The organism is Amycolatopsis sp. NPDC003676, from assembly GCF_053587275.1.
Map to the genome: position 1 here is coordinate 69,155 of NZ_JBSFNS010000013.1, position 13,151 is coordinate 82,305.

9 protein-coding genes are annotated in these 13,151 nt (G+C 67.9%); 4 read left to right on the forward strand and 5 right to left on the reverse strand.

Features of this window, described 5'->3' with window-relative positions; translation table 11 throughout:
• Positions 1-101: 101 nt before the first annotated feature.
• A protein-coding gene (locus ACWDNU_RS11280; protein WP_449668681.1) for an IS3 family transposase occupies positions 102-1,267 on the forward strand; the annotation gives its coding sequence in 2 pieces (ribosomal slippage) (positions 102-368 and positions 371-1,267; 1,164 coding nt in all).
• A gap of 922 nt (positions 1,268-2,189) precedes the next feature.
• On the opposite strand, the gene ACWDNU_RS11285 is transcribed toward ACWDNU_RS11280, so the two are convergent.
• Positions 2,190-4,679, reverse strand: a complete 2,490-nt coding sequence (locus ACWDNU_RS11285; RefSeq protein WP_370940046.1) for a DNA gyrase/topoisomerase IV subunit A — start codon at positions 4,677-4,679, stop codon at positions 2,190-2,192.
• A 32-nt stretch (positions 4,680-4,711) separates the two neighbouring features.
• Positions 4,712-6,763, reverse strand: coding sequence for a DNA gyrase/topoisomerase IV subunit B (locus ACWDNU_RS11290; protein WP_449668682.1), 2,052 nt, complete (start codon positions 6,761-6,763; stop codon positions 4,712-4,714).
• Positions 6,764-7,004: 241 nt separating this feature from the next.
• Here ACWDNU_RS11290 and ACWDNU_RS11295 point away from each other — a divergent pair, with 241 nt between their 5' ends.
• Both ACWDNU_RS11295 and ACWDNU_RS11300 read left to right on the forward strand, forming a co-directional pair.
• Positions 7,005-8,090, forward strand: a complete 1,086-nt coding sequence (locus tag ACWDNU_RS11295) for an LLM class flavin-dependent oxidoreductase (protein WP_370940044.1) — start codon at positions 7,005-7,007, stop codon at positions 8,088-8,090.
• Between the two features lie 30 nt (positions 8,091-8,120).
• Entirely contained in the window at positions 8,121-8,726 is a 606-nt protein-coding gene (locus tag ACWDNU_RS11300; protein ID WP_116205165.1) for an FMN reductase, read from the forward strand.
• On the opposite strand, the gene ACWDNU_RS11305 is transcribed toward ACWDNU_RS11300, so the two are convergent.
• On the reverse strand, positions 8,720-9,343 hold the full coding sequence (locus ACWDNU_RS11305; RefSeq protein WP_449668683.1) for a class I SAM-dependent methyltransferase: 624 nt from the start codon (positions 9,341-9,343) through the stop codon (positions 8,720-8,722). The two genes, ACWDNU_RS11300 and ACWDNU_RS11305, sit on opposite strands and share 7 nt — an antisense overlap.
• A 1-nt stretch (position 9,344) precedes the next feature.
• A complete protein-coding gene (locus tag ACWDNU_RS11310) occupies positions 9,345-10,001 on the reverse strand; it encodes a GNAT family N-acetyltransferase (RefSeq protein ID WP_449668684.1) in 657 nt (218 codons plus the stop codon).
• A 136-nt stretch (positions 10,002-10,137) separates the two neighbouring features.
• Here ACWDNU_RS11310 and ACWDNU_RS11315 point away from each other — a divergent pair, with 136 nt between their 5' ends.
• Complete coding sequence (locus ACWDNU_RS11315) at positions 10,138-10,563, forward strand: PGPGW domain-containing protein (protein ID WP_449668685.1); 426 nt, start codon at positions 10,138-10,140, stop codon at positions 10,561-10,563.
• A gap of 98 nt (positions 10,564-10,661) precedes the next feature.
• Here ACWDNU_RS11315 and ACWDNU_RS11320 read toward each other — a convergent pair whose 3' ends face one another.
• On the reverse strand, positions 10,662-13,151 hold the full coding sequence (locus ACWDNU_RS11320; protein WP_449668686.1) for a LamG-like jellyroll fold domain-containing protein: 2,490 nt from the start codon (positions 13,149-13,151) through the stop codon (positions 10,662-10,664).

The following is a 13,151-nucleotide window of genomic DNA, read 5'->3' on the forward strand; positions in this document are numbered from 1 at the left end:
CTCGGGTTGCGGTGGGGCACCCCGAAGCTTGATTGTGTGAGGTTCCCCCGGTGTGCCGGACACTCTGATCCTTGGCTTTTGGCCTGGGGAAGGATGTTGTTGTGTCTGGTTCGTCGAGGTATTCGGAGGAGTTCCGGCGGGATGCGGTCGCGTTGGCGCGGTCGTCGTCTCGTCCGTTGGCGCAGGTGGCTCGTGAGCTGGGGGTGAATCACGAGACGCTGCGGACGTGGGTGCGGGCCGCCGACCGCGCCGAGCAGGCCGCCGCGACCGGCGGGGACGTCGCGGAACGCGAACTGCGCGCGTTGCGTGCGCGGGTGGCGGAGCTGGAGAAAGAGAAGGAGATCCTGCGCAAAGCGGCCGCCTATTTCGCGCAGGAGATGGATCGTTGACCCGCAGCTACCGGTTCATCTCCGCCCACCGCGCCGCCTACGGCGTCGCCCGGCTGTGCCGTGTCCTGGGCGTGCGCCGTCCCGGGTTCTACGAATGGCTCGCCGCCGGCCCGGCCCGCGAGCAGCGGGCTGCGGCCGAGGACCGGCTGGCCGGGGAGATCGCCGGGATCCACGCAGCCCACCGGGGTGCTTACGGCAGCCCGAGAATCACCGCGGAACTGCGCCGCCGCGGCGAGACGGTCAACCACAAGCGGGTCGAGCGGGTGATGCGCGAACGCGGCATCACGGGGATCACCCGGCGCAAACCCCGGTCGTTGACCCGACGGGACAAGACCTCGGCCGCGCCGGATTTGATCGGCCGCGACTTTACCGCCGACGCGCCGGGGCAGCGGCTGGTCGGGGACATCACCTACCTGCCCACGCAGGAAGGCTGGCTCTACCTCGCGACCGTGCTCGACCTGCACACCCGCGAAATCGTCGGACACGCCCTCGCCGAGCACATGCGCGCCGACCTCGTCCGCGACGCGATCGCGCTCGCCGCGGACCGCGGCCTGGCCGGCCCGGGCGCGGTGTTCCACTCCGACCGCGGCACCCAATACGCCTCAACGGAATTCCGCGCCGCCCTGGCCGCGCACGGCATCCGCCCGTCGATGGGCCGGACCGGGTCCTGCTACGACAACGCCGCCGCCGAATCCTTCTTCGCCACCCTCAAAACCGAAATCGGCGCCCGCTCCTGGACCACCCGCCACCAAGCCCGGCAAGCGGTTTTCGCCTACCTCGCCTACTACAACCACCACCGCCTGCACTCCACACTCGACTACCGCACACCCCACGAAACCCGCCTGAACTACCATCACCACCACGCCCACGCGGCATGAAACCCGGTGTCCGACCCCCGGGGGAAACCTCAGTGCTGACGGTTCGGGGGTGCTTGTCAAGGCGGGAAAGATGCCTTGACAAGCACCTCCGCGCCGTGTTTTGGCTTCGTATCGGGGTGCAGGGAGGGGGCTGGGTATTTCCGAGCGTTGGGTGGGGAGGCGGCGGTTTGTGGTGTGCGATTCATGCTGGATCGCCGCGCCCCGTTGTTGTTAGCCGGGGGTGCGGGGCGGCGGTGGGTTGTGGTGTGGCGCAAGGCCCCGCTCAGTCAATGGGCCCGCAGCCACTCCCGGCACGGTTTGTGGTGATCCATGCTGGATCACCACATCTCGTTGTTCCGCTGCCCGCACGTTGCGAACCGCCGTGTCGCCGCGTGCTCCCGGACCGATGTGGGATACCTCGCCTGGTTGTTCTGTTGCCCGCACGTTGCGGACCGCCGTGTCGCCGCGCGCTCCCGAATCGCTGTGGGGATACCGCGCCTGGTTGTTCCGCTGCCCGCGCGCTGCGAACCGCCGTGTCGCCGCGCGCTTCCGGACTGATGCGGGATCGCCGCGCCTTGTTGTTCCGCTGCCCGCGCATCACAAACTGCCATCTCCCCGTGCCTTCCCCGGTCGGTGCTGGTTCGCGCACACCGCCGGCGGCGTTCGAGGGTGCGGGGGCTGGGTGTTTCCTTTGTCTGGGCGGAAAAGCGGCAGGTCGCGGTGTGGCGATCCATGCTGGATCGGCGGCATCCCGCTGCCGTGAGACGTGTTCGGGGGTGCACGGGTCGCGGTTGTGGTGTGCGGGCGATCCATGCCTGATCGCCCACACGCCGCCGTCGTGCTGGCCGCGTTCGGCGGGGCGGGGCTGGGTGTTTCCGTCGCCTGGCCGGGAAATCAGCACACACGGCTGTGGCGATCCACCCGGACCGCCACAGCCGTGGGCTTAGCCGCGTTCGATGAGGTGGCCCACCACTTCCGGGCCGGGGTGGGCGTGGCCTGAGCCGTCGCGGCGGAGGTCGATCTCGGGGAGTTCTACCGGGTCTCCGGTGCGGCTCGCGCCTGCTGGGCGGGGGCCGATCCATGCGACCTGGACTTGGGTTTCTCCCTTGAGGAACCGGTGGGTTCGCACGCCGCCGGTGGCTCGGCCCTTTGCCGGGTATTCGCTGAACGGCGTGACCTTCACGCTCTGGCCCGTTGCCGTCACCACCATCGGTTCGCCGTGTTCTTCGTCGTCGGTGCGGATTGCTCCGAAGAAGACCGCGTTCGCGTTCGCGGACAGTTTCACTCCTGCCATGCCGCCGCTCTTGGTGCCTTGCGGGCGGATCAGGCTGGCGGCGAAGCGCAGCAGTGACGAGTCCGACGAGACGAAGGCCAGGGTTTCGTTTCCGTCCGTCAGCCAGGTCGCGCCTACGACCTCATCGCCTGCCTTGAGGGTGATGATCTCGAATTCGTCCGACCGGACTGGCCAGTCTGGCGCGCAGACCTTCACCACGCCGGCGCGGGTGCCAATGGCCAAGCCCGGCGAGTCTCCTGCTTGTTCGCCGAGAGGGGCGATGCCTACGACCCGTTCGCCCTTTTCGAGCGGTACCAGTTCTTTTGCTGCCATACCGCCGCGCAAAGACACCGTGCCTGCTTGCTCTGGGAGCACGGGGAGCGGCAGGACATCGGTCTTGAAGGCGCGGCCTCGGCTTGTCACCAGCAGCACTTGGCCGCGCGCGGTGGTGTGTACGACGGCCGATACGGCATCGTGTTTTACGCGGCCGTTGCGGCGGCGGACTTCCGACGCCTCTTCGGATTCCGCTGCGGTGCGGGCGACTAGGCCGGTGGCCGACAGGATCACCTGGCACGGGTCGTCGGCGACCTCCAGCGGGCCGGACGGCTTCGAGGCGGCCAGGACTTCCTTCAGGTCGCCGTCGATGAGGCGGGTGCGGCGTTCGGTGGGGAAGTCCTTGGCGATCTTCGCCAGTTCCGTCGAGACGAGCTTCTTCAGCACCGACTCGTCCTCGAGGATCGTGGTCAGCTCGGCGATCTCCGCGCGCAGCTTTTCCTGCTCGTTTTCCAGTTCCAGCCGGTCGTACTTCGTCAGGCGGCGCAGGGGAGTGTCGAGGATGTAGGTCGCCTGGATCTCGGACAGCTTGAACTTCGTCATCAGGCCGTCCTTCGCGGCGGCCGCGTTTTCGCTTTCGCGGATCAGTCGGATGACCTTGTCGATGTTCAGCAGCGCGACCAAGAGACCGTCGACCAGGTGCAGGCGCTCTTCGCGCTTGCGGCGGCGGTAGCGCGTGCGCCGCGTGACGACCTCGTAGCGGTGCCGCAGGAAGACCTCCAGCAGCGCCTTCAGCCCGAGCGTCTGCGGCTGTCCGTCGACGAGCACCAGGTTGTTGATGCCGAACGACTGCTCCAGCGGCGTGAGGCGATACAAGTCCGCCAGCAGCGCCTGCGGGTTGACGCCCACCTTGCACTCGATGACGAGCCGCGTGCCGTTTTCGCGGTCGGTGAGGTCCTTGACGTCCGCGATTCCGGTGAGCCGCTTGGACTTGTTGACCTCGTCGGTGATCTTTTCGATCACCTTCTCCGGGCCGACGCCGTACGGCAGCTCGGTGACCGTGATGGCCTGCCGTCCGCGGCTGCCTTCCAGCGGGCCGGTTTCGACGTTCGCGCGCATCCGGACCACGCCGCGGCCGGTTTCGTAGGCCTTGCGGACCTCGTCCAGGCCCAGCAGGCTGCCGCCGGTGGGCAGGTCGGGGCCGGGGACGTACTCCATCAGCTTGTCGAGCGTGGCGTTCGGATGGTTGATCAGCCACCGCGCGGCGCCGATCACCTCGCCGAGGTTGTGCGGGATCATGTTGGTCGCCATGCCGACCGCGATCCCGGACGTGCCGTTGACCAGCAGGTTCGGGTATGCGGCGGGGAGCACCGAAGGCTCTTCGAGCGAACCGTCGTAGTTCGGGCGGAAGTCGACGGTGTCTTCGCCGAGTTCGCCGACGAGCAGCATCGCTTCGTTCGACATCCGGGCTTCGGTGTATCGCGAGGCGGCCGGTCCATCGTCTGGGGAACCGAAGTTTCCGTGCCCGTCGATCAGCGGGGCGTTCATCGAGAAGTCCTGCGCCAGCCGGACCATCGCGTCGTAGATCGCCACGTCGCCGTGCGGGTGGTACTTGCCCATGACGTCGCCGACCACGCGTGACGACTTCACGTACGCGTGCGTCGGGCGGTAGCCGTTCTCGTTCATCGAGAACAGGATCCGGCGGTGCACCGGCTTCAGGCCGTCGCGCGCGTCCGGGAGGGCGCGCGAGTGGATCACCGAGTACGCGTACTCCAGGTACGAGTCTTCGATCTCCGTCTTCAGCGGGTTGTCGAAGACCTGCGCGCCCGGCGAGTCGAACGCGCTCGGGTCGACCCGGGTCACCGGGGTCTTGCTACGGCGAGCCATGGCTCACAACTCCTTGGGAACGAACGGAAAACTCAGACGTCGATGGCGTCGCGGTCGACGCGGTCGGACGATTCGACCAGCCAGTTGCGCCGCGGCTCGACCTTCTCGCCCATCAGCAGTTCCAGCGCCAGCTCCGCGGCCTCGACGTCCTCCAGCGTGATCCGCCGGACCGAGCGCGTCGCCGGGTTCATCGTGGTTTCCCACAGTTCGTCGGCGTCCATCTCGCCGAGGCCCTTGAACCGCGGCACCGGCGTGACGACTGTCTTGCCCGCCGCTTCGAGTTCGGCGACCTTCTGCTCCATCTCGCGCTGGGTGAAGGTGAAGATGGTCTCCGAACCGCGGCCCTTCGTGGTGATCTTGTGCAGCGGCGGCATGGCCGCGTACAGCCTGCCGTCCTCGATCGCCGGGCGCATGTACTTCGCGAACAGCGTGATCAGCAGCGTGCGGATGTGCGAACCGTCGACATCCGCGTCCGCCATCAGGATCACCCGGCCGTAGCGCATCGTCGACAGGTCGAACGTGCGGCCGGTGCCCGCGCCGAGCACCTGGACGATCGACGCGATCTCGGCGTTCTTCAGCGTGTCGCCCAGCGACGCCTTCTGCACGTTGAGGATCTTGCCGCGCAACGGCAGCAGCGCCTGGTACTCCGACACCCGAGCCATCCGCGCCGAGCCGAGCGCGCTGTCGCCCTCCACCAGGAACAGCTCGCTGCGCGAGACGCCGGTGGTGCGGCAGTCGACCAGCTTCGGCGGCATGGCCGCGCCTTCGAGCGCGGTCTTGCGCCGGGCGGCGTCCTTCTGCTGTTTCTGGGTGAGCCGCACGCGCGCCGCGTCGACCACCTTCTGCAGCACGATCTTGGCCTCGGACTTGGTTTTCCGGTCCTCGGTCCAGGCGCGCACCTGCTTGTCGACGATGCCCTGGATGACGCGCGTGATGCCCGCCGTGGACAGTTCGTCCTTGGTCTGCGAGGTGAACTGCGGCTCCGGCAGCCGGACGTGGATCACCGCGGTCATGCCTTCCAGCACGTCCTCGGTGGTCGGCGGGTCCTCCTTCGCCTTGAGCAGCCCGCGCGTCTTGCCGATCACGTCTTGCAGCGCGCGGGTGACCGCGCGGTCGAACCCGCGCCGGTGCGTGCCGCCGTGCACGTTGCGGATCGTGTTGGTGAAGCACTCCACGGTGCGCTCGTAGCCGGTGCCCCAGCGGAGCGCGACCTCGACCTCGGCGTGTCGCTCCACATTGGACTGCATGACGCCGTTGGCGTCCGCCGCGTTCTCCTTGTACGTGCCCTCGCCGGTGATCATCAGCGTGCCGCAGACGGGCTTTTCGCTGTCCGGGGCGAGGAAGTCGACCATGTCCGACAGCCCGTTCGGGAAGTGGAAGGTCTCCTCGTTGATGGTGTCCTCGAACGTGGTGCGCAGCACGTACGTGACGCCTGGCACGAGGAACGCGGTGTTGCGCAGCTTCGCGCGCACGCCTTCGACGTCGAGCACCGCGCCGGTCTCGAAGTACCGCGCGTCGTACCAGTAGCGGATCGACGTTCCGCTGCGCTCGCCGCGCTTCATCTTGCCGACGAGGTTGAGCCCGGAGCGGCGGGTGAACTTCGCCTTCGCGCCGGGGCCGTCGAACACGCCGGGCACGCCGTGCGCGAACGACATCTGGTGGATCTTGCCGTCCTGCTTCACCGTGACGTCGAAGCGGTGCGACAGCGCGTTCACCGCCGAGGCTCCGACGCCGTGCAGGCCGCCCGACGTCTTGTACCCGGAGCCGCCGAACTTGCCGCCGGCGTGCAGCCGGGTCAGCACCAGTTCGACGCCGGAGAGGCCGGATTTGGCGTGCACGCCGGTGGGAATGCCGCGGCCGTCGTCGTCCACCTGGACGCTGCCGTCGCCGTGCAGCGTGACGACGATGCGCGAGGCGTGGCCGGCCACGCCCTCGTCGGTGGAGTTGTCGACGACCTCGGAGAAGAGGTGGTTGATGCCCCGGCTGTCGGTGGAGCCGATGTACATCCCGGGGCGCTTGCGAACCGCCTCGAGTCCCTCGAGGTGGGTCAGGTCATCGGCCCCGTACAGAGTCTCAGCGGTCACGAGGTCGTTCTCCCGGATCGAGGCGAGCTGTTCGGTGGGCAAACAGGCGGCCGGAGCAGGGGCCCCGGGCCGTCACCGTACTGCAGGATATCCGCACCCCCTGACAGGAACTGGCCGCTGCGCCCCCGGCGGCGTCCCGCAGCGTGTCCCAGGTCACCGGTATAGTCCCGTCGGAATACATCTTCCACGCGAGTAGTTGTGTCGACAAGCAAGGTAAGAAGCAACCGGCTAGGGAGCGGTCATGCAGTTCGGAATCTTCTCGGTGGGCGACGTCACGACCGACCCCACCACGGGCGTCACGCCCACGGAGCACGAGCGCATCAAGGCGATGGTCAAGATCGCGCTCAAGGCCGAAGAGGTCGGCCTCGACGTCTTCGCCGTCGGAGAGCACCACAACCCGCCGTTCGCCGCGCCGGCGAACCCCACGGTGCTGCTCTCGAACATCGCGGCGCGGACGGAGAAGATCGTCCTCTCGACGTCGACCACCCTCATCACCACCAACGACCCGGTGCGCCTCGCCGAGGACTACGCGATGCTGCAGCACCTGGCCGACGGGCGGCTCGACCTGATGATGGGCCGCGGCAACACCGGCCCGGTCTACCCGTGGTTCGGCAAGGACATCCGCGAGGGCATCCCGCTGGCCGTCGAGAACTACGCGCTGCTGCACCAGCTCTGGCGCGAGGAGGTCGTCGACTGGCAGGGCAAGTTCCGCACCCCGCTGCAGGGCTTCACCTCGACCCCGCGCCCGCTCGACGGCGTTCCGCCGTTCGTCTGGCACGGTTCGATCCGCAGCCCGGAGATCGCCGAACAGGCCGCCTACTACGGCGACGGGTTCTTCGCGAACCACATCTTCTGGCCGACCTCGCACTTCCAGCAGCTGATCGCGTTCTACCGGCAGCGCTTCGAGCACTACGGGCACGGCAAGGCCGACCAGGCCATCGTCGGGCTCGGCGGGCAGGCGTTCATCCGGCCGAAGTCGCAGGACGCGTGGAACGAGTTCCGGCCCTACTTCGACAACGCGCCGGTGTACGGGCACGGCCCGTCGCTGGAGGACTTCACCGAGCAGACGCCGCTGACCGTCGGCAGCCCGCAGCAGGTCATCGACAAGACGCTGACCTTCCGCGAGCACTTCGGCGACTACCAGCGCCAGCTGTTCCTGATGGACCACGCCGGCCTTCCGCTGAAGACCGTGCTGGAGCAGCTCGACCTGCTCGGCGAGGAGGTCGTGCCGGTGCTGCGCAAGGAACTGGAAGCGAAGCGCCCGGCGCACGTGCCGGACGCGCCCACGCACGAATCGCTGAAGGCGGCTCAGGCGGTCAACGCCTGACCCGGGTACTCCGGACTGAGTGGAGAGGTCATGACTGCACGCACTATCGCCGTGGTCACCGCGGGGTTGAGCCAGCCGTCGTCGACGCGGCTGCTGGCCGACCGGCTGGCCGAGGCCGCCCGCGCCGCCTTGGTCGACGACGACGTGACGGTGAAGGTGTTCGAACTCCGCGACATCGCGGTGGACGTCACCAACAACATGCTCACCGGGTTCCCCAGCCCGCAGCTGCGGGAAGTGATCGACACCGTGACGCGCGCGGACGGCCTGATCGCCGTGACGCCGGTGTTCACCGCTTCCTACAGCGGGCTGTTCAAATCGTTCTTCGACGTGCTGGACAAGGAAGCGCTCGACGGCAAGCCGGTGCTGCTCGCCGCGACGGGCGGCACGGAACGACATTCGCTCGCGCTCGACTTCGCGCTGCGGCCGCTCTTCGCTTACCTTCGCGCGACAGTGGTTGCGACGGGCGTGTACGCGGCGTCGTCGGACTGGGGCAGCGTGGAGGCGACCGGTGCGTTGCAGCAGCGCGTGGAACGGGCTGGCCGCGAGCTGGCGCAGTTGGTCGCGGCAGCGCCTGAGGCTAAGCCGGACGACGAGTATGCGTCGGTGTCGTTCGAGCAGTTGCTGGCTGGTCACTGACGGCTCCTGGCGGTCAGGATGGCTTGCGGCGCCGGGGTTTGCGGGTCGAGGAGCAGTTCGGCCTCGACGGTGAACCCGGCGTCGCGCAGCCATGTCGTCATACGTTCTCGTGGGCGGCGGTGCACCTGGAGCTTCATCGGGTGGCCGCCGTAGCCTTCGGTTTTGAGCCGGGTTTCGTTGCCGACATGGAACAGCAGTTGCAGCAATCCGCCGGGACGCAGGGCTTGGCGGAAGTTCGCGAAGACGCCCGGGACCAGCACGTCCGGCAAGTGGATGATCGACTGCCACGCCACGATTCCGGCCAGTGAAGCGGTGGGCAGCGGGTCGGTCATCGAGCCGACCTCGAAGCGCAGCGTGGGATAGTCGCGCCGGGCGACCTCGATCATGCCGGGCGACAGGTCGACGCCGTACGCGGCCACGCCGAGTTCGTTGAGGCGGGCGGTCACTTGGCCGGGGCCGCAGCCGATGTCGGCGACTGGGCCGTCGCTGACTTGCGCGGCGAATAACACCAGTGCGGCAAGCAGATACGGCTGTTCGGCGAAAGCGTCGCGTACGAACGCGGCGTAGTCCTCCGCGACGGTGTCGTACGAAGTCCGGGTGTCGGTGAGCCATTCCATGTCAGCCTGCCGGGGTCTGGGCGATGAGGACGGTGGCGCGCGTGGACCAGCCCAGCGCTGAGTACAGCTGTTGACCATCCGCGGTCGCGACGAGAATCCCCGTGGTCGCGCCACACGCCAGGGCGCTTTCCGCGAGCGCGCTCATCACCACGCTGCCTAGGCCGCGGCGGCGGTGTTCGGGCTCGGTGGCGATTCGGTCCGCGATCGCGTCGGTGCCGACCACGGCCATGGTTCCGCGTGCTGCTACGCCGGAATCGGGATGTCGCAGCACGGTTTCGAACACTGTTCCGTTCATGGCGGTCGCGCACGTGTAGGGCGGCGGAGCTGGGCGCGATGGGTGCCGACGCAGGGGAATGGTCATGAGCGCTTCGCGTTCGTCGCGCAGCTTCAGGCCAGCCTCGCGCACGATCGCCTCGACTGACTCGGGCCGGTTGGTCGGCACCGTCAGCCAGGACGGGAGCGAAGCTGCGGCCACCTCGTCGGCGAGACCGCGCAGGACGTCGGGTTCGGCGGACAGCGCGACGATCTCGCGATGCCGGTCCGGTTGCTCGAGGAGGACATGCAGCCCGCCTCGGGCTTGTTCGGCAGGGCGGAAGCCTCGGGATGCGCCCCATCCCGCCTGCCAGCGGAGGATGAGGTCAGGCAGTGATTCGACCACGCTGAGCAGCTAAGCATTCAGCACCGACAAAAAACGCGTGCTCCGCCGCGGGACCGGGCGCCCGGGTGAGTCCAGTATGGACAGTGCGGCAAGGTTTCGCCTGGCAGCACTGCGAGTCGCACGGCACACTAACCCGATGGGATTGGGCAAGCCAGTGCGCCGGGCGCTCTTCTCGGTCGTCGGCGGAGTGCTGGTGATCGTCGGGGTCGTGCTGCTCGTGCTGCCGGGGCCGGGACTGCTGCTGGTGCTCGCCGGATTGCTGGTGCTGGCCGCGGAGTTCCCGGCGCTGCAGCGATTTGTCGACCCAGTGCGGACGCGGGCGATGCAAGCCGCCGAGGACAGTGTGTCTTCGCCGTGGCGGATCGCCGGTTCCGTGCTGGCCGGGCTCGCGCTGCTGGCCGCGGGCATCGTGTGGGGGACGGTCCGGTCGCTGCCGCTGAGCGGGTGGAGTACGGGGACTAGCCTGATTCTGTCGAGCTTGATCTTGTTCGCGTTGCTGATCTGGAGTTACCGGCGGGTGCGGGCGAAGCGAGTCTCAGGCGAGCAAGGCGGCAAGTCCTAGATAGCCGCCGCCGCACCGATGGTCGCTTGCGCGACAGTGCGGAGAAAGAAAAGCGCCTGGACCTGCGAAACAGGTCCAGGCGCTCCGTTCATCAAGCGTCAGGAAGCGTAGAGCTTGGCCACCTCCGCAGCAGACAACGCCCGGTCGTACACATGCACCTGGTCAACTGCCCCGTTCAGGAAGTCGACGGGGTTCCCGCCGTACTTCCCGCGTCCGATCACCGTGTGTCCGGTGGACGCCTCGCCGAGACAGACGCTCTTCGACGCGGCCAACTGACCGTCCACGTACAGCGCGAGCTGCCCGGTAGCGGCGTCGCGGACACCGACCAGGTGGTACCAGCGCCCGGCCTCCGGCGTGACCGGCGCGAGGGCTCGCGTGCCGATGAAGCTGAACGCCAGCTTGTGGTCCGCGCCGGAGTACTGCAGGAAGAACGCGCTGTGGTCGTTGCCGTCCTGGCTCACCACGGTCTGGAACCCGTCTCCGACAGCGTTGAACTTCACCCAAGCCGCGACGCTGTAGCTCAGGTCCGTCTTCGCGAGCGCGGCACCGGTGTCTGCGTACTGGCCGGAGCCGTTCACCGCGAGGGCCGAACCGCTGTGTCCGGCGGTCCAGGAAGCGCCGCCGACGAGCGTCGCGTCGTGGTGGCCCACGGTGTCGGCCGCTGTGGTGCCGCTGTTCTCGTCGAACGGGTACGCGGCGATTCCGTCGATACCGGGAGTGCCTGGCGGGATCACCGGCCCTTGTTGCGGCGAGCCGTCAACGCCCTTGATCACCGACTGGTTCGCGGCGCGGACGGCGGCGAAGTCCATCTTCTTCACCTGACGGTCGTAGGTGAAGAAGCCGTTGACCTCCTTCTCCACGTCGGTGGTCTGTGTGTAGACGCCTGCCGACACTCCGCATTGCCGTCCGGCGAGCAGGAGGCGTTGCTGGAGTTCGGCGTAGCGCCGGGTGAGCGTGGCGCTGTCCGGTTCCATCTCGTAGGCGAAGCTGCCGGCCGGGTCGAACTGGTGTCCGTCGACCTTCAGGCCCAGGCCGCCGTACTCGCCGTCGACCGCGGCGCGTGTCGCGTCCGGCACCGGGGTTCCGGGGCCGGTGTAGGTGTGGTCGTCGTAGAGATCGCCGCGCCCGCTGTCCGGCTCGGACCGGCAGCAGTTCACGCCCGACTCGGCGTCCACGAGCCGCGTCGGGTCCCAGGCCTTGACCTGGTCGGCGATCCGGCCGACCGCGTAGTCGCCCCAGCCCTCGTTGAACGGGACCCACGTGACGATCGACGGGAAACTGCGGTGCTGGTCGATCATCCGGTGCAGTTCGGATTCGAAGTTCGCCTGCGACGCGGGTGTCGCCTCGATGTCGTCCTTCATCGCGGGCATGTCCTGCCACACCATGAGCCCGAGTTTGTCCGCGTAGTAGTACCAGCGGTCAGGTTCGACCTTGATGTGCTTGCGCACCATGTTGAACCCGAGCGCCTTCTCCTGCTCCAGGTCGAACTTCAACGCCGCGTCGGTGGGCGCGGTGTAGATGCCGTCCGGCCAGAAACCCTGGTCCAGCGGGCCGAGTTGCATCACGAACTTGCCGTTGAGCATCATCCGCTGCTTGCCGTCCGCGGTCTTTCCGATGGAGACCGACCGCAGGCCGAAGTACGAGCCGACACTGTCCCCAGAGGACAGTGAGACGCGCAGGTCGTACAGGAACGGATCGTCCGGAGTCCACAGATGCGGCCGGTTCACCTTGAGCTTCAACGGAGTGTTCGCCGGTCCGGACACATGGCCGACGACGCGGCCGTGGTCGTAGGCGACGGCTTCCACGCGTTGCTTCACCGGTCCGCCCACGACGGTGTTGACGGTGACCGAACCGTTGGCGACGTCTGGCGTAGTGTCCACTTTGGAGATGTAAGCCGGGGTCACCGGTTCCATCCAGACGGTTTGCCAGATTCCGGACGACGGGGTGTAGAAGATTCCGTCGCCGGGTTTGCGTTGCTTGCCAAGCGGTTGCCCGCCCGCGTCATTCGGATCCGTGACACCGACGACGACTTCCTGGTCTTTCCCCGCGGTCAGCGCATTGGTGACGTCCGCGGAAAACGCGTCGTAACCGCCGGTGTGGCGCGCGACCTGATGGCCGTTGACCCACACCGTGGTGTCGTAGTCGACCGCCTGGAAGTGCAGGATCAGCCGCTGGTCGCGACCGCCGACGTGCCAGTTCTTCGGCACCTGGAACGTCCGCCGGTACCACATCGACGTTTCGTGCCGCATGATGCCCGACAACGCCGATTCGACCGGATAAGGAACGAGAATGCGTTCGTCGAGACCGCGGTTGATCGGCGGCGAATCGCCCGGTTTGGCGGCGGAGAATTCCCAGACGCCGTTGAGGTTTTGCCAGTTGTCGCGGGTCAGCTGCGGGCGCGGGTATTCGGGAAGGGCGTTGCTCGGCGAAACTTGGTTGGTCCACGGGGTGGTCAGGGGAGGGGTGAGGCGTTGCCACCCCGGCGGATCTGCCGCAGCGGCGGGGACACTCGACAACCCGGACACGGCCACGGCGAGCGCGGCGGCCACCGTGGCCAAACGGCCGGGTCTGCGGGCAGGACGGACCAT

Bases quoted from the DNA above. Each gene is read 5' to 3' on its own strand.
- ACWDNU_RS11285 (WP_370940046.1), bottom strand. From the start codon at position 4,679: ATGGCTCGCCGTAGCAAGACCCCGGTGACCCGGGTCGACCCGAGCGCG.
- ACWDNU_RS11295 (WP_370940044.1), top strand. From the start codon at position 7,005: ATGCAGTTCGGAATCTTCTCGGTGGGCGACGTCACGACCGACCCCACC.
- ACWDNU_RS11300 (WP_116205165.1), top strand. From the start codon at position 8,121: ATGACTGCACGCACTATCGCCGTGGTCACCGCGGGGTTGAGCCAGCCG.
- ACWDNU_RS11305 (WP_449668683.1), bottom strand. From the start codon at position 9,343: ATGGAATGGCTCACCGACACCCGGACTTCGTACGACACCGTCGCGGAG.
- ACWDNU_RS11315 (WP_449668685.1), top strand. From the start codon at position 10,138: ATGGGATTGGGCAAGCCAGTGCGCCGGGCGCTCTTCTCGGTCGTCGGC.
- ACWDNU_RS11320 (WP_449668686.1), bottom strand. From the start codon at position 13,151: ATGGTCCGTCCTGCCCGCAGACCCGGCCGTTTGGCCACGGTGGCCGCC.